Origin of the sequence: Bradyrhizobium sp. Leo170, assembly GCF_004296405.1 — a bacterium.
GTDB lineage: Bacteria > Pseudomonadota > Alphaproteobacteria > Rhizobiales > Xanthobacteraceae > Bradyrhizobium.
On the sequence record NZ_PSRR01000003.1, the window covers coordinates 46,947 to 63,075 of the forward strand.

A 16,129-nucleotide genomic window follows, 5' to 3' on the forward strand; every position below is an offset into this window, starting at 1 on the left:
GCCCAGCTCTCTCCGTCATGGCCGGGACAAAGCCGGTCATGACGGGCAGAAGCGAGTAGAGCATCTGTTTCGTCTGGCCTATGACCGCGAGTTTCTGTAGCGTTACCGCGACAGTCTTTTTGAAGGCAGCAGAGATGAGCGGTACCCACGATCACTCCCATTCCCACGACCATGACGAACGCTGGAAGCACGACGGCGTCCGCGTTATTCCCGGCAACCAGCTCGATCCGAACGTGCCGTCGACGGCCGGCATGGACCGCAAGGCCGCGATCAACTTTGCCCGCGTCGGCGCGCAGAAGCTGTGGGCCGGCACCGTGACCATCAAGCCCGACGCCAAGACCGGCGCGCATCATCACGGCCATCTCGAAAGCATCATCTATGTCGTGAAGGGCAAGGCGCGGATGCGCTGGGGCGAGCATCTGCAATTCACGGCCGAAGCCGGCCCCGGCGATTTCATCTTCGTGCCGCCCTATGTGCCGCATCAGGAGATCAACGCCAGCCCGGACGAAGTGCTCGAATGCGTGCTGGTCCGCAGCGACGGCGAGGCGGTCGCGATCAATCTCGACATCGAGCCGGTGGAGAAGCCGGAGACGGTGCTGTGGGTCGATCCCGTCCACCGCCATCCCGATGAGAAGAAATGACGGCGAAGCCGCGATGTCATTATTGGGACGCTCGCGGCGATGATGGCGTTAGAATTGCCGCGAGCGATACTGCTCGTACTCCAGCCGGCAGGCTGAAGCCATGCAGGAGGTCGATGGCATGGTCTTCGGCCATGCCTCGCAGTTCGACGAAGGTCTTGTCGGGCTCGGTGTAGGTATCGAGGATTCTCTGCGCAACCCGTTCGGCCTCGTCGACGATCCCGGCGGATGACAAGACCCGCATCCGCGAGATCTTGGCATAAATCCCGACCAGATCTGAAATGTCGGGTTTCTCGTGCTGGAGCGCGTCGATGTAGCATTTCGATGCGATCTCGATGAATTCGCGATAGATGTCCTGCCGGCGCAGATTTTCGCCAGCAGACCATTGTGAATGCGCCATGGTGCGCTGGGTGAACCACGCCGCCGTTGCCGAGGTCAGGCCTCCGATGGCGGCACCGGCCAGTGCTGCAAAACCCGAGATCAAGGACGCGTCGGTCATGTGACGATCATGGCTGGACGATGTGCTTCGAAAGATGCTTCCGTCGTTGTCGACGTCGCGGTCGGTTCAGGAAGTCCAGGAAGCGCTGATCTTGGGGGCCTGGGCCGACCCTGCTTCAAGCCCGGTCTTCCAGTGCAGGCACTTGGTGGTTCGCCCGATCCCGGGGTTGAAGGCATTGCAGGGGTCCAGCGCCTTGTAGTGTTCGACCAGCGCAGGCTTCGCATGATAGAGATGGCCGACATTATGCTCGGCTGGATATTCGGCACCGCGCTGATCGAGCAGTTTCCACATCTGCTCCTCGATCGCCAGACAGTCATGTCCTTTCGCCACGATGTAGTCCTGGTGGAAGACGTGGCAGAAGAAGTGGCCGTAATAGAGCTTGTGCATAAGCTTTGCATCGATGTCGGGCGGCAGGCTTTCGCACCACTGCTCATCATTGCGGCGCAGCGCGACATCAAGGGCGACAATGTCTTCGACCTCGCGGGCGTGGACGGCGCGATAGCGCACCGCAGCGCCCGCAGCGGCGAAGCGGTGGAGCATCGCCTTGGCGCCTTCGTCCTTGGTGCAGGTGAAGAAGTCGCCGTTCTCTGAGGGAAACATCGACGTCAGATATTGCTCGGCTTCCTCGATGCCGTCATCGCCCATCTGCAGGATCAGGTGATGTTCGAAGCGGTCGCGATAGTCCATCATTCGCTTCGGCAGGTGACGCGGAAACAGCGAGCTCGCAAATTGCATGATCCTGTCGCTGAGGTGTCCCGGCAGGAAAGCCAGGCGCTCGCAAATGCCGTCAAAGCGTCCCTTGATTGCGAACAGCATCGGCAGCCAGGCAGTGCCGAGATAGTGGATCGCCAGAAACGTGTCCTTGCCGTATTTTTCCGCAATGTCGAAGGCCGTGCGGTGCAGATATTCGCCGGAGATCGGCAACGACTTGAAGCTGGCCAGGACGTGCCGGCGGATCGTCTCGAGTTCGGAAGGATCGTTGGAGCCGATATAGAAGGCACCGGTTCGCGCGGTCTTGGCGAAGGTATCGAGCCGCACCGCCATCAGCATGACCTTGCCGGCGCTGCCTGACGCCTCGAACAGCCGGTGCGGATCGGCGTTGAAGCGGGCGGCGGTCGGCGCATCGATGTCGCGGACATGAGTCGCATAGTCATGGTCGGATGCGAGCCGGTTCGAATCGTTCGCGACGTCGGCCTCGGTGAAGGCTCCGCTTTCGAGCCTTTCCAGCATCGCTTCCGAATCATTGCCGAGGTTGATGCCGAGATGGTTGACAAGGTGAACGTCGCCGGCTTCGTCCATCCGGGCGAACAGGGCGAGTTGTGTGAAGGCGGGGCCGCGGTGGATCAGGGCACCGCCTGAATTGTTGCAGATGCCGCCGAACACGGAGGCGCCGATGCAGGACGAGCCGATCACGGAATGAGGCTCCCGCTCCAGCGGCCGGAGCCGGTCCTCGAGCTGATAGAGCGTCGCGCCCGGCAGGCACACCACCTGCTTGCCGTCGTTGATGAGGTGGATGCCGGCGATCCGCATGGTGCTGATCAATACGATGCCACGGTCATAGTCGTTGCCGTCGGGCGTGGAGCCACCGGTAAGACCGGTATTGGCGGCCTGCATGATCACGATCTTGTTGGCGGCGACGCAGGCCTTCAACACCCGCCACTGCTCGACGAGGGTGCCGGGACGGACCACTGCGAGGACCTGACCATGCCCGAAACGGAAGCCGGTGCAGAATCTGCGGGTGCTCTCCATGCCGGTCAGCACATGGGATCTTCCGACGATACCGGAAAGACGCTTAAGAAGGGCGGCGTCATCCGTGACGCTCTCTTCGCCGTCGTCGGTCGAGTTGGGCAGCAATCGAACAGCAGACTCCATGGCTGAAGGCTCCAGTTATTGTAACGCAGCCGCTGCCTCTATTCGTAAAGCCGCCTTTTCCTGAATGTCAAAAACCAGGGGTGGGATTTCTGCGCCCATGACGCAAGCGTGATGCAAGACTACCGTGCAAACAGAAAAGGCGAGGCGGAGATGCCTACCGAATAGGCGCCGGATCGGCAGCGCAGCACAACGTTACGTGGCGCTGCCGATCCGCAAAGCTCACGCAAAAACGCGGTGGTCAATCGTCCCATTTGGCACCACGTAGCCGTAGCGCATGTTCGATGGCTCCGGCCCGGCCTTCTCGTACTCGGCTCGCATCATCGCGAAGCGGTCGCCCTTCAATTCCAGCATCGCGCGCTTGGGCTGGATGTCGTAGAGGCGGGCATTGTTGTCGCCGAAGATCGCGCGTTTCACTGGTCCGTCCGCAGGACCGAGCGGCGCATAGCCGAATTTCTTCTGCATCGCCTCGGGGATTTCCAGCCTCCTCAGACCTTCGATCTGCCATTGCGGTGCACCGGTCCACAGCGAGTCCGAGCCCCAGCAGACATGGTCGACGCCGAGCCCCTTGATCAGCGTGCCCATCAGCGCGGCACAGACATTCGGCTCCGCCACCAGCGTGGTGGCAAACAATTGTCCGACATCGCCATAGACGTTGTTGACGCCATATTGCGCCGGGATGTCCGCAAGGTCAGAGGTCCAGGCGATGCGGCCGGTGCGCTCGAACTCGGCGAGCGCCACCTTGGGGTCGCCGCCGACATGGCGATAGGCGGAGTGATAGATGATGAAGTTGAGCTGCGGCCAGTCCTTCGCGGCTTGCCCGACATCGGCGACGTCGGCGAAGCCGCGCAGGTTCGGGTATTGCTTCTCGATGCCCGGAGGGAACAGTCCCTTGTGCACGCAGACATTCTTGATGCCCGCCTTCACCATTTTCTCGTAGCCCTTGTAGGCGACCTTCTCGTCGTCCATTCGCCACGGATAACGGCTGATCTCCTTGTGGGTGTTGTCGCCGATCGTGTAGCCCTTGCAGGACTCCGGCTTCAGCGCCAGCGCCGCGTCGAGCTTGTCGAGCCAGCCGGGCTGGCCGGGCGTGAAGATCGCGTGACAGAACACCCGCCGCGAGCCGGCCTCGTCGTTGATCTTCTTGCGCGCGTCCGCCATCTGCTCGTTGGTCAGGAACCAGTCCTGCTCGATGTCAGAGGGCGCCGACGAGATCAGCGCGATCTTGGTGTCAGAGTCGAGAAACATCTCCTTCTTGTAGTTGTTGAACTTCAGATCCTCGATGGTCTGCTCGTGCTCGCTGATCTGCTTGTTCCAACCCGCCTTGCCGACCGCCTTGCGCATCTCGACAAAGCCCATGATGCGGGTGTCGTCGCGCAGGAAATGCGTGTGCATGTCCATGATGAACTGGTCTTTCAGCGCGTCCGCGCGCTCCTGCGCCATCGCAGGCGTTGCGGCTTCGGCCTTGCTCACCGCGAAGATCGGTCCATAGACCTCGTTCATCGCCACGAAGGAGGCCGCCATGCCGGCTGCGGTCTGGAAGAATCTCCGGCGGTCCATGCCTTGCTTGGCGCCGATCTCCTCGGCCATCGCGAGCAGCCGCGCCTCGACCTCGCGTTGCCGTTCGTTCTGCGGGTCGGGATAGAATTCGTCGCTGGAGACGATCTGGGTCGGGATCGGTGTCGGGTATTGGCAAAGTTCCGACGGCATCAAAGCTGCAAGTTCTTCTTCGGTGAGGTTGCTGCTCATGAAGTGCTCCCTGGATTGCGCCGGATTTTCTCCGGTCTCGCGGCAGCAAAGACTAGGCTCAGTTTTGCAAAGCGTCCGCGACTTCTTCCCGCGGCAATGTTCACAAACGCGTGCGCCGGGTTTTGCGACGCGCGCGGACGGCGCGATGATTTCCAGCTCTCTCGCAACGCCGCGCCAACACTGCTAAAGTCGTGACCAACGATCGGACAGAGAATCCGAAACCACCGGGGAGACAAGCGATGGCGCGTTCGGAACATACGGTCCCACGGCGCACGGTCATCAAGGGTATCGGCGCCGGTATGGCCGTCGGCACAATCGGCGCGTCGCCGATGCGGGCCGAGACGCCGGTTCCGCCGCGAGGCGGGGAGATCTGGAGCAGCGAATACTGGGCGAAGAAGGGCGACGTTCCGCTTTGGATGTACCGCAAGCGAATCGGCGCCCCGAAGGCCGGGGAGCCGTCACGGCCGGTCGTGTTCTTCGTTCACGGCTCGTCGGTGACCTCGCGCGTGTTCGACGTCAGCGTGCCCGGCAAGGGCGAATATTCCGTGATGAATGAATTCGCCCGCTATGGGTTCGACTGCTGGACCATGGACCACGAGAATTACGGCAAGTCGGGCCGCACGTCGGGCAATTCCGATATCGCCAGCGGCGTCGAGGACCTGAAAGCCGCGGTCGAGGTCATCGCCGGTGCGACCGGCCGGCAGAAGTATCATTTCGTCGGCGAGTCCTCAGGCGCGCTGCGCGCCGGCGCCTACGCCATGGCCGCGCCCGAGCGGATCGATCGCCTGGTGTTCACGGCATTCACTTACAAGGGCGAGGGATCGCCGACGCTGGCAAAGCGCGGCGAGCAGCTTGACTATTACCGTTCGCACAACATGCGCAAGCGCGACCGCGACATGATCCGCTCGATCGCGACCCGCGACAAGCCCGGCACCTCCGACCCCGCCGTGATGGAAGCGCTGGCGGATGCGGAATTGCAGTTCGGCGACCAGATCCCGACCGGCACCTATCTCGACATGACCGCCAATCTGCCGGTGGTGCATCCCGAAAAGGTGCTGGCGCCGGTGCTCCTGATTCGCGGCGAACATGACGGCATTGCGACGGTCGCCGATCTCGAGGAGTTCTTCAACCGGCTGCCGAACGGCGACCGCCAGTTCGTCATCCTCCCCGGCACAGCCCATTCGGTGGTGCTCGCGATAAACCGGCAATTGTTCTGGCACGTGACGCGGTCGTTCCTGACCATGCCGACGCCGATCGCGACATGAGGCGGTCTTCTTTCCCCGTCATTGCGAGCGCAGCGAAGCAATCCATCTCTCGGCACGCGGAGGCGTGGATTGCTTCGCTGCGCTCGCAATGACGGGTGGGTTCCCGCCGCAGAAATTTTTTCGCCCCCCTTGTCGGACTCCCGCCCGCCCATCCGTCCTTGGGCCGGACCCCATGCAAAGGAGCCCCTGATGTCCAAACTGATCTTCGTGAACCTGCCAGTCACTGACCTCGCCCCCGCGACCGCCTTCTATCAGGCGATCGGCGCGGCCAAGAATCCGCAATTCTCCGACGATACCGCTTCCTGCATGGTGTTCTCCGACACCATTCACGTCATGCTACTCACGCATGACAAGTTCCGGCAATTCACGCCCAAGAAGATCGCAGACGCAAAAACATCGAGCGAGGTCCTGATCTGCCTCTCGGCCGACAGCCGCGACGCCGTCGACGACATCGTCGGCAAGGCCAGCGGCGCCGGCGGCAGTGCCGACCCCGGGCCGAAGCAGGATTTCGGCTTCATGTACGGCCGCAGCTTCGAGGATCTGGACGGTCACATCTGGGAAGTGATGTGGATGGATGTCGAGGCGGCCACCAAGGCCGCAACCGCCGGCGCTTGATCGTCGATCACGTAAAGGAGTTTCTCATGTCCAAGATTACCCCTTGCCTGTGGTTCGACGGCGAAGCCGAGGAAGCCGCCAAGCTCTACGTTTCGCTGTTGCCGGATTCCCAGATCGACACAGTCCAGAAGAACATCATCGATGGTCCCGCCGGCAAAGCCGGTACAGTGCTGTTGGTGGAGTTCACATTGGCCGGTCAGCGCTTCATGGCGCTGAACGGCGGGATGCGAATGGAATATACGCACGCCGTCTCTTTCGTGATCGACTGCGCCGACCAGGCCGAAGTCGACCGGCTCTGGGACGCGCTGCTCGCCAATGGCGGCAAGGCCGAGCAATGCGGCTGGCTGAAGGACCGCTTCGGCGTCTCCTGGCAGATCGTGCCGAGCGTCCTGCCCAAATATATCGGCGGCCCCGACAAGGCCGGCGCACAGCGCGCGATGCAGGCCTTGCTCGGCATGGTCAAGCTGGATATCGAAGGCCTGCGCCGCGCGTATGAGGGCAAGTCAGCGGCGTGACACCAGCGCAAATGCGAAGGGTGGGCAAAGGCGCTCTTCGCGCCGTGCCCACCCTCAGCACTCTATTCGTGATGGTGGGCACGCTTCCGCCTTCGCTCTTCGAGCTACGGCGGACAAGTCGCTTTGCCCAGCCTACGCGTCTCAGTCCTACGACGTCGATTTCTGGTGACGGTCGACGCGAAATAGTTCAATGCGGTGGACAGAAAAATCGGCGGCGCTCACAATTGGCTTTCTTGCTGCACCGCGATCGCCGAAGATATCGTGCCTGAATCACCTTCCGTTTCATTCGCGCGCACTGTTCTCACCGCGGCAAGCATCTTTATCGTCGCGCATCTCCTGCTCCTGATCGGTGTGACCGCGCCGGAAAAATTCTACTTCGACGAGGTGCATTACGTGCCGGCGGCGCGGCAGATGCTGGAGCCGGTGATGCGAGAGCCGATGCTCAACCCGATGCATCCGCCGCTCGCCAAGCAGCTCATCGCGCTGTCGATCAGGATTTTCGGCGACAATCCATTCGGCTGGCGCTATCCCGCCGCACTGTTCGGAGCGCTTGCGCTGGTCGCGGTCTATCTCGGCGGACTGGCGCTGTTCACCCGGCAGTCATCGGCGATCGCGGCAATGCTAATCGCGGCATTCAACCAGATGCTGTTCGTGCAGTCGCGGATCGCGATGCTCGATATTTTCGCGCTCGCCTTCAGCCTGTTCGCGATCGCGGCGTTCGCCTACGGCTTCAGGCGGGCGCGGCCGCAGCTTTACTTTGCGCTTGCCGGGATCGCATCCGGCCTCTCTGCCGCCTGCAAATGGAGCGGCCTGTTCGTGCTCGCAACCTGCATCGCGATCGTCGCCGTGATTCGGCTGATGCAGGGCTGGCGCACGCAGTTCGCCGATCCCAAGCCGGAGGACTGGTACCGGCCCGACCTCTGGCCCGATTTTCGTCCCCGTCACTTTGCCGCATGCTTCGTGCTGTTGCCCGCGATCGTCTATCTCGCCAGCTTTGTTCCGCTCTGCGGATTTTCGTTTCCCGATATCCTGGAGGCGCAGCGCCGCATCTTTGCCGACAACACCACCACCGCGATCGCCGGCCACACCTATATGAGCCCATGGCCGTCCTGGCCGTTCCTGGTGCGCCCGGTCTGGTATCTCTTCGACAAGCTCGGTGACGACCGTATCGCCGCAGTGGTGCTGCTCGGCAATCCCCTGATCCTGTGGCCGGCGCTGGCCGCGCTCACCGTGGCCTTGCGCGACTGGATCGTGGTGCGGCGGGCGGATGCGTTCCTGGTGCTGGCGTTCTATTTTGGTCCCTATCTCGCCTGGGCATTGCTGCCGCGCACGCTCGGCTTCATCTATTACTACCTGCCGGCCGCGACCACCGCGAGCTTTGCCCTGGTCTACGCGCTGATCCGCAGCCGGACTCCGCGCTGGCTGCTATGGGCTTTCGTCGCCATCGGCGCGCTGGGCTTTGCGGTCATGCTGCCGATCTCGGCGGCCTTCATCGGTACCTCGACGGCGACGTTCAACCACCTGATGCTGTTCCGGGGCTGGATCTGAGCTGTCGCGGCGGGCTTGACGTGCCGCACCCCCTCATGGATTTTGGCATGCAAAGGTAGGTCCATCGATCTGCTTCAAGGCAGTGGAACGACCGTCATGCTGGAGCGTCTCTTCGATTCGTCAACGCTTTCCCCGCACGGAATTTGCCTGCTGTGGGAACCTGGACTGATCTGGCTCCACGTCATCTCTGATGCGGTGATCGCGGCGGCCTACTTCTCCATCCCCGTGGCGCTCGCCATCTTCGTGTCGAAGCGGCGCGACGTCGCGTTCGGCTGGGTCTTCTGGGCTTTTGCGCTTTTCATCCTGTTCTGCGGCTTCACCCACGTGCTGTCGATCGTCACGCTCTGGGTGCCGATCTACGGCATCGAGGGCATCGTCAAATTGTTGACGGCGGCCGCGTCCATCGTCACCGCCGCCATGCTGTGGCCGCTGCTGCCGAAGCTCTTGGCGCTGCCCTCGCCGTCGCAGCTCCGCGAGGCCGAGGACTTGCTGCGACAGTCGCAGCAGGTGACTGGCGGCGTGGTGCACGATTTCAACAATCTCTTGACTGTTATCAGCGGCAACCTCGAAATCGCCGCGCGCAGCGTGCAATCGGACGGCGGCGTCAAGCGCGACCGGCTGGCGCGCGTGATCGGCAATGCCTCGACCAGCGCGCAGAGGGCGGCGCTATTGACACAGCAGCTCCTCACCCATGCGCGGGGCGAGCCGCCCGATCTCAAGCCCGCCTACCAGGCGCCTCTAACAACCGCCAACCCGGTCAAGGCGGACAGCGCGCCGGTGGTCGGCAGTGCCGGCAACGAGACGATCCTGGTGGTCGAGGACGAAGACAGCGTGAGGTCCTTCCTTGTGGAGACTCTGCAGGACCTCAACTACAAAGTCCGTGAAGCCGCCAATGGCTCAGCCGCGCTGGCACTGTTCAAGAGCGGGCGGTTCCATGTCGACCTGCTGCTCACCGACATCATCATGCCCGGCCTGAACGGCCGCGAACTGGCCGACGAACTGCACCGTATCCAGCCTAACCTGAAGGTGCTGTTCATGACCGGCTATGCGGGTAACGCCGTCGGCGACCAGGATCGGCCCGACGACGACGTATCGCTGTTGCAGAAGCCGCTGACGCAGACCGTGCTCGCGGCAAGGATCAGGGAAATGCTCGACAAGCCGTAGCCCCGTAGCCCGGATGAAGCGAAGCGTAATCCGGGTCCATCTCGCCGTGTCTCGAACATTTCCCGGATTGCGCTGCGCTTCATCCGGGCTACGGCGACTACATCACTGCGACGCCGTCTTGGCTTCCATGTTGACGACCTGAACCCGGCGGTTGGTCGGATCGAGCGGTGCGTTCGGATCTTTCGGCTTGCTCTTGCCGTAGCCGACGGTGACCAGGTTGGAGCCGTTGATGCCGTAGCGCTCGGCCAGGTATTTCTTGATCGTGTCGGCCCGCCGCTCGCTGAGCTCCTGGTTGTAGGCTTCGCTGCCGACTGCGTCGGTGTGGCCGGCGACCACGAAGGTCGAACCCTTCAGGCTCGGATTCGACAGCGCCTTGCCGAGTTCCTGCACGGCCTGTGCCGAGCTCTTGCTGATCTCGGCCGAATTGAAGTCGAAATGGATTTCGAGGTTGATCTGCGGCTTGGTCGCGGCGAGCTCGGCAATCTCCTCGCGCTCGCCGAGCGAGAGCGAGCGGGTCGGACGGTTGCGCAGGCTGTCGACGAACTTGGTCTCCTTGGCGGTCGCCGCGGTGTCGACCTGCTCTGGGCCGGTCGACAGGCCGCGGGTCAGCGGCTTGGATTTGAGGGCGTTTACGATCTGGTCGGCCCGAACGACACTGTCGCCGGCGAACGCCAGGCCCGCAGTCATCGACAGCGCGGCGCCGATCGTCAGGATGGAAACTCCATGAAAGCGGGTCATCGTCTTAAATCCTCTTTAAGTATGCGCTGGCCGGATTGGCTCTCGCCTGACGCTTTGATGCTGCGACGATAGGTCAGGTTCAAAGCCCGGAATGTGACCCAGATCACGTTGACGATCTATAGGGATACCCCTATATTCAGTTGTCGGGAACAAGACGCCAAGTCAAAAGTCCTGCATCTTTCTCGGTTCCAGTCTGAAGGATCTGAGGCGATTTCCGGCATAGGTGCAAAACCGGGTCGGCTATGCACTACATCAGGTCCGGAACGGAGATGAGCCGTTGGCTGCAAAGGCGCTGAAGGGCTTCGGCGGCCGAACCGTTTTGGAGCTTGTTGACGATTTTGACACCGATACCTATCGGACCGTTTACACGGTCCGGTTCGCGGATACCGTTTATGTGCTTCATGCCTTCCAGAAGAAGGCAAGAAAAGGGATCGCGACGCCGCAGCGAGATATCGAGCTGATCAAAGCGCGTTTGCGTGATGCTGAATCGCACTACCGGACGCATTTCGGCAAAGGGCAAGAACGATGAGCAAGCGGAAGCTGGAAGCCTATCAGAGCAGCGGCAACGTGTTCGCAGACCTCGGTTTGCCGAACGCGGAAGAACGGCTGCTAAAGGCCAATATCGTGAACGAACTGCATCGGCTGATCAAAGATCGCGGGCTTACTCAAGTGAAAGCAGCCAAGCTCATCGGTATCCATCAGCCGGATCTGTCCCGCCTCCTGCGCGGCGATTTCGAGGACTACTCGGCGGGACGTCTCATGAAAATGCTGACGGTGTTCGAGCAGGATGTCGAAATCACCATGAAACCAAGCCGCAAGTCCGGCACGCCAGGACGCATCATCTTCAAATCGGCCGCTGCCTAGTGACGACGCCATCTGCGGTGATCATGCGCTGGCAGGTGCGGAAATAGAAAGGGCGGCCCGAGAAGGCCACCTTTCGGTCATGGACAATAGATCAGCTGACGACCGCGACCGCTGGTCGCAGTTCGCTTCTGCTTCATCCCACTGCAATACAGGAAAAATAACTTTTCGCCGGAAACGCGGCCGCGAGCCAACGCGCATTGTGTTGGCCGGTGTCACGCCGGTTTCATTCCAAGGGAGATTTTTCCGATGCAACGATTGATCCTGGCTGCTGCGTTTTCGGCTGTTGTCTTTGCGCCTGCTTCAGCAAAGCCGATGGCCTGCACGACGGAGAACATGGCCAAGTCGACGGCCTCGATGAACACGATGCCGGAAGGGCCCGGCAAGATGGCGATGGCCAAGAGCATCAGCAAGGCCAATAGCGAAATGAGCAAGGGCAACATGCGCGGCGCCTGCAAGCACTACCTGGAGGCCCGGGCGGGCAAGTAATCCTCGAGACCGGTTTACGGCTTTGGCCGCGCCATCTGGCGCGGCCTTTTCTGTGCCCTGCGACAGAATCCCGCTACATTGCGGGCGATGCCCCGCCCGATTCCATCCCACCCCCTGAGCAGGACCGACGCCCGCCGCATCTGGCTGCGCGCCCAAAGGCTCGACACGCCCGTGCCGTTCGGCGATGGGCCGGCCGCCGTGGCCGCTGCGGTTGAACATCTCGGCTATGTGCAGATCGATACCATCAACGTGATCGAGCGCGCCCATCATCACATCCTCTACAGCCGCATCCCCGATTACCGCCGCGCCGATCTGCGCCACGCCCAGAGCGTCGACAGGAGCGTCTTTGAGTACTGGACACATGCTCTCTCTTATGTGCCGGCCGGGGATATCAGCTTCTTCCTGCCGGCGATGCGGCAGCACAGGCGGGAGGGCCACAAATGGTTCAATTCGGTCACGCCTGCCGACATGCGCAAGGTGATGCGCCTGATCCGCCAGGGACCGCTCACCATCCGCGACATCGACGACGACGTGCTGGTGGAAAAGGAGCATCTCTGGCAGAGCCGCAAGCCGTCGAAGCGCGCGTTGCAGCTCGCCTTTTACACCGGCGTGCTCACGATCAGCGAGCGCAATGGCATGCTGAAGACCTACGACTTGACGGCGCGGCATTTCGGCTGGGACAAGCCGCCGAAGCCGGCCTCGCCGCGCGAGATCACCGCTTATCTGCTCGACCGCGCGCTGCGTTCGCAGGGCGTCGTCAGCCTGGATTCGATCTGCCATCTCGATGCGCCCAGCAAGAAAGCGGTGCGACTCCTGATCGAGACCCGCCTTCGCCGAGGGGAGCTGGTGCCGGTCGCGCTCGAAGGCGCCGGCAAGCAGGAGCATTGGGCGCGTCCGGAGGCCCTGCAGCCGGTGGGCGAGGGCGATCCCGCGCTGGTCCACATCCTCTCGCCGTTCGATCCGCTCATCATCCAGCGCAAGCGCACCGAACTGTTCTTCGGTTACGGCCACCGCTTCGAGGCCTATGTGCCGAAGGACAAGCGCCTGTTCGGCTATTTTGCCCTGCCGGTCCTGGTCGGCGACGAGATCGTCGCCGCCATCGACCTGAAGACAGACCGGCCGAACAAGAAGCTCCTGATGCAGAAATGGAGCTGGGTCGGTAGCGCGGCCAAGCGAGGCGCCCGCAAGGCTCTCAAGCCCCGCATCGAAGAAGAACTACACAGATTCGAGCGCTTCCAATTCGCTAACTGAATTGAGGGTGCGCAGAGCCATTGGCTCGCAATGACGGATGATGTCCGTTCGCCACTTTCTCCGCTGTCATTCCGGGATGCGCCGCAAGGCGCAGGCCCGGAATCCATTGCGCCACGTGCGCCGGCGGAGCCATGGATTCCGGGTTCGATGCTGCGCATCGCCCCGGAATGACGACAGCGAGTGACTAACTCGCCCTACTGAGTTTCGTCTCGGGAACCCGCGGCCTCCCGGCCGGTTAGTTTGTTGCGACTAATTTCAGGGAGGCATTATGGGCAAGGATAAATCGATTCTCGACAAGATCACGGATACGGTGAAGGGCGTCGCCAGCACCGCCAGCGAGGCATTGAAGCCGGACGAGACGGACATGAAAACCGACGAGCGCACGGCGACCTATGTCCCGCTCGCCGCCGACGGCCTCGTCTCCGATCCGATGGTGCCGCCGATGGTAACGGCCCCGCCGCGCAAGCGGCGCGCCGCACCGAAGCCGGCGGCAGCGAGCGCAAGACGGACGGCGGCCGCGGCAAAGAAGGCCGTGAAGAAAAGGTCGGCCAGCAAAGCTGGCAAGAAATCCGCCAAGAAGCGCTCGGCCAAGGCGGCCAAGAAGACGGCGAAGAAGACCAAGGCCGCGAAGAAGACGCGTAAAGTACGGCGGTAGGCTTCAACTGCAGCGGTCATGCACTGTAGCCGTCATGCCCCGCGCAGGCGAGGCATCCAGTAATCACCGGCAGCAGTGATTGAGCTGAGCGGCCGCAGCTTACTGGATCGTCCGCCTTCGCGGACGATGACGGCAGCTATTGGCTCTTGGCGAAAGCTAACACCGCACAACGATCCAACGCCACGCCCAGCAAAATGCCCGCGGCATAGGCGACGATGTTCCATGCCGAGAAGATGCGGCCGAGCAACAGCGCGCCGGCGGTCGTCAGCCTGAACGCGTCGAGCCACGGTGTATGCACCAGCCGAAACAATTCTACGCCCACCGCGATCGCGAGCGCGATCAAGGCCACCGTCCGCCGTGACCATCCCGCTGCGGCAATCGCGACCAGGAGGAACACCATCGTCCCCCACAACAGCGAGCCGCCATACTTCACGACGAACGCCGGAAGCCCCACGCCGAAGCCGAACCGGCGCAGCGCCAGCCCGGCGATGATGATCGAAAGACAAAATAGGATGCGCACAATCATGATCGGGAAAGCCTCGTGGGAGACGGAGCTAAAGCTTAGGCCCCCGCCGGGCGCAAGCTCGCACCCGAGGTCGCTACGCTCCATACGCGCCCCGCGGACGAGCCCTTGTCACAATTCCGATTGACACCGTGCGCCCGATGCTCAAAACCCCAAGGCAATAGCAATAACAGCCCTCGGGGGGACACCCATGAGCCAGACCACCACACTTGCCGCCGCCGCGAGTGCGAAGAGCGAGATCGAGACCTCGACCATCCGCGCCATCTCGGCGCGCCTGATCCCGTTCCTGGTGCTGGCCTACTTCTTCTCCTATCTCGACCGCGTCAATCTCAGCTTCGCCGCGCTGACCATGAACGCGGACCTGAAGTTCTCGCCGCTGGTCTTCGCCTGGGGCGCCGGTATCTTCTTCATCGGCTATTTCATCTTCGAGGTGCCGAGCAACCTCGCGCTGGAGAGATTCGGCGCCAGCCGCTGGATCGCCCGCATCATGGTGACTTGGGGCGTGATCTCGGCGCTAATGGCGACCGTCAGCGGCGAGCGGAGTTTTCTTGTGCTGCGCTTCCTGCTGGGCGTGGCGGAAGCCGGCTTCTTCCCCGGCATCATCCTCTATCTGACCTATTGGTATCCGGCCGAATACCGCGCCCGCTTCATGGCCGCGTTTGCTGTCGCCGTTCCCGTGTCCACCGTGATCGGCGCGCCGATCTCCGGGCTTTTGCTTGGGCTTGACGGCGTGATGGGGCTGAGGGGCTGGCAGTGGCTGTTCATCATCGAGGGCATCCCCTCGGTCCTGCTCGGCATCGTCACCTGGTTCTATCTGACCGATAAGCCGGAGAAGGCGAACTGGCTGACCGCGGAGCAGAAGGCGTGGCTCAAGGCAAAGCTTGACGCCGAGGCCGCGGCCAAACAGGCGGTGCGGCATTTCACGCTCGGCGAGGCGCTGTCCTCGCCCAAGGTGATCACGCTGAGCCTGATCTATTTCGGCTTCGTTGGCGCGCTCTATGGCATGCAGTTCTGGCTGCCGCAGATCGTGAAAGCGTTCGGTCTCACCAACGCGCAGACCGGCTTCGTCACTGCGATCCCCTATCTGTTCGGTACCATCGCAATGGTGTTATGGGCGCGGCACTCCGACGCCAGCCGGGAGCGCGTCGCCCATGTCGGCGGGCCGCTGTTGCTCACGGCGCTCGCGCTCGGCGTCTCCAGCTACCTCACCGATCCCATCATCACCATGGTCGTGCTGACGGTTGCGGCGATCGGCATCTTCTGCACCTTCGCCGTGTTCTGGACCTTGCCGACCGCCTGGCTCTCCGGCACCGCGGCAGCCGGCGCGATCGCGCTGATCAACTCGATCGGCAACCTCGCCGGCTTCGGCGGACCCTATCTGATCGGCTGGGTCAAGGACGCCACCGGCAACACCTCGACCGGCCTGCTGGTGCTGTCGCTGCTGCCGCTCGCCGCCGGCCTCCTCACCTTCCTCGGCGGCCACGAGACCAAGACCGAGTTCGCCAACGCGAAGTAGCACAAAGCATTGGTAGGGTGGGCAAAGCCAACGGGTCGCGCGAACGCGCGCCCGATGACAGGCTCCGCGTGCCCACTATCCACGAGCGGTGCAAGAAGGGTGGGCACGCTGCGCTTTGCCCACCCTACGATTCCTCGCCATCGCGTAGCCCGGATGAAGCGCAAGCGTAATCCGGGGCCGGTCTATCCATACGGCCAGAACCCCGGATTGCGCTGCGCTCCATCCGGGCTACGC

Annotated in this window: 17 protein-coding genes; 12 read left to right on the forward strand and 5 right to left on the reverse strand. The window is 62.4% G+C overall.

Annotated features, from left to right (window positions below):
* Positions 1-134 precede the first annotated feature (134 nt).
* Complete coding sequence (locus tag CWO89_RS01015) at positions 135-641, forward strand: cupin domain-containing protein (RefSeq protein WP_028162586.1); 507 nt, start codon at positions 135-137, stop codon at positions 639-641.
* Between the two features lie 19 nt (positions 642-660).
* On the opposite strand, the gene CWO89_RS01020 is transcribed toward CWO89_RS01015, so the two are convergent.
* The 3 genes from CWO89_RS01020 to CWO89_RS01030 form a co-directional block, all read right to left on the reverse strand.
* Positions 661-1,137, reverse strand: coding sequence for a hypothetical protein (locus CWO89_RS01020; RefSeq protein WP_207234371.1), 477 nt, complete (start codon positions 1,135-1,137; stop codon positions 661-663).
* 66 nt (positions 1,138-1,203) lie between these two features.
* The gene (gene dld, locus CWO89_RS01025) at positions 1,204-3,009 is read right to left on the reverse strand and encodes a D-lactate dehydrogenase (protein ID WP_130576817.1); all 1,806 of its coding nucleotides are present in this window, start codon (positions 3,007-3,009) and stop codon (positions 1,204-1,206) included.
* Positions 3,010-3,228: 219 nt separating this feature from the next.
* Positions 3,229-4,755, reverse strand: coding sequence for an amidohydrolase family protein (locus tag CWO89_RS01030; RefSeq protein ID WP_130576818.1), 1,527 nt, complete (start codon positions 4,753-4,755; stop codon positions 3,229-3,231).
* A 239-nt stretch (positions 4,756-4,994) separates the two neighbouring features.
* On the opposite strand from CWO89_RS01030, the gene CWO89_RS01035 reads away from it, so the two are divergent.
* The 5 genes from CWO89_RS01035 (at position 4,995) to CWO89_RS01055 (ending at position 9,862) form a co-directional block, all read left to right on the forward strand.
* Positions 4,995-6,020 carry an alpha/beta hydrolase gene (locus CWO89_RS01035; protein WP_130576819.1) on the forward strand — a complete coding sequence of 342 codons (1,026 nt, stop codon included), beginning with the start codon at positions 4,995-4,997 and terminating at the stop codon, positions 6,018-6,020.
* A 189-nt stretch (positions 6,021-6,209) separates the two neighbouring features.
* A complete protein-coding gene (locus CWO89_RS01040) occupies positions 6,210-6,635 on the forward strand; it encodes a VOC family protein (RefSeq protein WP_130576820.1) in 426 nt (141 codons plus the stop codon).
* Between the two features lie 26 nt (positions 6,636-6,661).
* Positions 6,662-7,150 (forward strand): VOC family protein, encoded by a 489-nt coding sequence (locus CWO89_RS01045; protein WP_130576821.1) that lies wholly within the window; start codon positions 6,662-6,664, stop codon positions 7,148-7,150.
* A 261-nt stretch (positions 7,151-7,411) separates the two neighbouring features.
* A complete protein-coding gene (locus CWO89_RS01050) occupies positions 7,412-8,698 on the forward strand; it encodes a phospholipid carrier-dependent glycosyltransferase (protein ID WP_130576822.1) in 1,287 nt (428 codons plus the stop codon).
* 96 nt (positions 8,699-8,794) lie between these two features.
* The gene (locus CWO89_RS01055) at positions 8,795-9,862 is read left to right on the forward strand and encodes a response regulator (RefSeq protein ID WP_130576823.1); all 1,068 of its coding nucleotides are present in this window, start codon (positions 8,795-8,797) and stop codon (positions 9,860-9,862) included.
* Between the two features lie 102 nt (positions 9,863-9,964).
* Here CWO89_RS01055 and CWO89_RS01060 read toward each other — a convergent pair whose 3' ends face one another.
* Positions 9,965-10,600, reverse strand: coding sequence for an OmpA family protein (locus CWO89_RS01060; RefSeq protein ID WP_130576824.1), 636 nt, complete (start codon positions 10,598-10,600; stop codon positions 9,965-9,967).
* Between the two features lie 223 nt (positions 10,601-10,823).
* Here CWO89_RS01060 and CWO89_RS01065 point away from each other — a divergent pair, with 223 nt between their 5' ends.
* The 5 genes from CWO89_RS01065 to CWO89_RS01085 all read left to right on the forward strand — a co-directional run bounded on the left by CWO89_RS01065 (position 10,824) and on the right by CWO89_RS01085 (position 13,856).
* Complete coding sequence (locus CWO89_RS01065) at positions 10,824-11,129, forward strand: type II toxin-antitoxin system RelE/ParE family toxin (RefSeq protein ID WP_130576825.1); 306 nt, start codon at positions 10,824-10,826, stop codon at positions 11,127-11,129.
* Positions 11,126-11,464, forward strand: coding sequence for a helix-turn-helix domain-containing protein (locus CWO89_RS01070; RefSeq protein WP_165420939.1), 339 nt, complete (start codon positions 11,126-11,128; stop codon positions 11,462-11,464). Before CWO89_RS01065 ends, CWO89_RS01070 begins: the two co-directional genes overlap by 4 nt.
* Positions 11,465-11,710: 246 nt before the next feature.
* The gene (locus tag CWO89_RS01075; RefSeq protein WP_130576826.1) at positions 11,711-11,950 is read left to right on the forward strand and encodes a hypothetical protein; all 240 of its coding nucleotides are present in this window, start codon (positions 11,711-11,713) and stop codon (positions 11,948-11,950) included.
* A gap of 87 nt (positions 11,951-12,037) precedes the next feature.
* Positions 12,038-13,201 carry a winged helix-turn-helix domain-containing protein gene (locus CWO89_RS01080; RefSeq protein WP_165420940.1) on the forward strand — a complete coding sequence of 388 codons (1,164 nt, stop codon included), beginning with the start codon at positions 12,038-12,040 and terminating at the stop codon, positions 13,199-13,201.
* Between the two features lie 268 nt (positions 13,202-13,469).
* Positions 13,470-13,856: a hypothetical protein gene (locus CWO89_RS01085; RefSeq protein ID WP_207234372.1), complete on the forward strand. Its 387-nt coding sequence runs from the start codon at positions 13,470-13,472 to the stop codon at positions 13,854-13,856.
* A gap of 136 nt (positions 13,857-13,992) precedes the next feature.
* Here CWO89_RS01085 and CWO89_RS01090 read toward each other — a convergent pair whose 3' ends face one another.
* Positions 13,993-14,382: a ribosomal maturation YjgA family protein gene (locus CWO89_RS01090; protein WP_130576828.1), complete on the reverse strand. Its 390-nt coding sequence runs from the start codon at positions 14,380-14,382 to the stop codon at positions 13,993-13,995.
* 187 nt (positions 14,383-14,569) lie between these two features.
* Here CWO89_RS01090 and CWO89_RS01095 point away from each other — a divergent pair, with 187 nt between their 5' ends.
* Positions 14,570-15,895, forward strand: coding sequence for an MFS transporter (locus CWO89_RS01095; protein ID WP_130576829.1), 1,326 nt, complete (start codon positions 14,570-14,572; stop codon positions 15,893-15,895).
* The last annotated feature ends 234 nt before the right edge of the window (positions 15,896-16,129 follow it).

Excerpts from the sequence above, each read along its gene's own strand:
- CWO89_RS01045 (WP_130576821.1), top strand. The coding sequence starts at position 6,662 with ATGTCCAAGATTACCCCTTGCCTGTGGTTCGACGGCGAAGCCGAGGAA.
- CWO89_RS01030 (WP_130576818.1), bottom strand. The coding sequence starts at position 4,755 with ATGAGCAGCAACCTCACCGAAGAAGAACTTGCAGCTTTGATGCCGTCG.
- CWO89_RS01020 (WP_207234371.1), bottom strand. The coding sequence starts at position 1,137 with ATGACCGACGCGTCCTTGATCTCGGGTTTTGCAGCACTGGCCGGTGCC.
- CWO89_RS01095 (WP_130576829.1), top strand. The coding sequence starts at position 14,570 with ATGAGCCAGACCACCACACTTGCCGCCGCCGCGAGTGCGAAGAGCGAG.
- CWO89_RS01060 (WP_130576824.1), bottom strand. The coding sequence starts at position 10,600 with ATGACCCGCTTTCATGGAGTTTCCATCCTGACGATCGGCGCCGCGCTG.
- CWO89_RS01055 (WP_130576823.1), top strand. The coding sequence starts at position 8,795 with ATGCTGGAGCGTCTCTTCGATTCGTCAACGCTTTCCCCGCACGGAATT.
- CWO89_RS01075 (WP_130576826.1), top strand. The coding sequence starts at position 11,711 with ATGCAACGATTGATCCTGGCTGCTGCGTTTTCGGCTGTTGTCTTTGCG.
- dld (WP_130576817.1), bottom strand. The coding sequence starts at position 3,009 with ATGGAGTCTGCTGTTCGATTGCTGCCCAACTCGACCGACGACGGCGAA.
- CWO89_RS01035 (WP_130576819.1), top strand. The coding sequence starts at position 4,995 with ATGGCGCGTTCGGAACATACGGTCCCACGGCGCACGGTCATCAAGGGT.
- CWO89_RS01015 (WP_028162586.1), top strand. The coding sequence starts at position 135 with ATGAGCGGTACCCACGATCACTCCCATTCCCACGACCATGACGAACGC.
- CWO89_RS01070 (WP_165420939.1), top strand. The coding sequence starts at position 11,126 with ATGAGCAAGCGGAAGCTGGAAGCCTATCAGAGCAGCGGCAACGTGTTC.
- CWO89_RS01085 (WP_207234372.1), top strand. The coding sequence starts at position 13,470 with ATGGGCAAGGATAAATCGATTCTCGACAAGATCACGGATACGGTGAAG.
- CWO89_RS01040 (WP_130576820.1), top strand. The coding sequence starts at position 6,210 with ATGTCCAAACTGATCTTCGTGAACCTGCCAGTCACTGACCTCGCCCCC.
- CWO89_RS01090 (WP_130576828.1), bottom strand. The coding sequence starts at position 14,382 with ATGATTGTGCGCATCCTATTTTGTCTTTCGATCATCATCGCCGGGCTG.
- CWO89_RS01080 (WP_165420940.1), top strand. The coding sequence starts at position 12,038 with ATGCCCCGCCCGATTCCATCCCACCCCCTGAGCAGGACCGACGCCCGC.